The following is a 647-nucleotide window of genomic DNA, read 5'->3' as shown; positions in this document are numbered from 1 at the left end:
CTTGCCGTCCTTGGCCTGGCCGCGCTGCTCGGGCTGGCGTCCAACCGGCACTGCGACATTGGCGTCCCATAACTGGTCGGCCATCGTGCGCACGGCGCGCGCCTGCCTGGATACCTCCGTGGCATTCGGCGCGCCATAGGCCTTGCAGCGCAGCGCTTCGGCTTCGAACAGGGTGGCCAGCGTGCAAAGCTGTTCGGCGATATTCCTGCTGCTGATGCTGTTCATGGTCTTCCTCCTCAACATGCTGCATGGGCTGCATGGCGTTGATGCATGCGGATCTGTACATGCTCCGCGCTGGTGCGCTTTTCCGCCATGGCAGCCATGTGATCCGAAACAGGCTTGCGCCTGCAATTACCGTGCCTTGGTCGAATCGGCATGCACTGGTATGGATCGGCATATCGCTTGCCGTTGTCATCCAGTTAGCCCCGTATGCCTGTTGCGCTTGCTGTGGCAGATCAAATTGCGGACGGGATGCGGCGCCGCCTGTTGCCGGCAGCCGTCACGGGGCCGGCGGTTGACCCAAACCATCGGAATGGCATGCACATTGTTGCCATCCGCAAGTTCTGGCATGGTTCACTGAGCCGCCGGCCCGAGCACTTTTTTATGCCAGGCATTGACCAGGTCGAGCTGGCGGTTGAGCAGCCAGT

At 61.7% G+C, this 647-nt stretch carries 2 protein-coding genes; one reads left to right on the top strand and one right to left on the bottom strand.

Features of this window, described 5'->3' with window-relative positions:
• On the bottom strand, positions 1-225 hold a 225-nt coding region (locus JK635_RS28845), incomplete at its 3' end, for a hypothetical protein (RefSeq protein ID WP_202655497.1).
• A gap of 222 nt (positions 226-447) precedes the next feature.
• Between JK635_RS28845 and JK635_RS28840 the strand changes: the two genes are divergently transcribed.
• The coding region (locus tag JK635_RS28840; RefSeq protein WP_235888222.1) for a hypothetical protein at positions 448-647 on the top strand (200 nt) is incomplete at its 3' end.

It is taken from the genome of Neobacillus paridis, assembly GCF_016765675.1.
Taxonomy (GTDB): domain Bacteria; phylum Bacillota; class Bacilli; order Bacillales; family Cytobacillaceae; genus Neobacillus; species Neobacillus paridis.
Note: the sequence above shows the minus strand (reverse complement) of the source record. Positions and strands in the feature narration are given on the sequence as shown.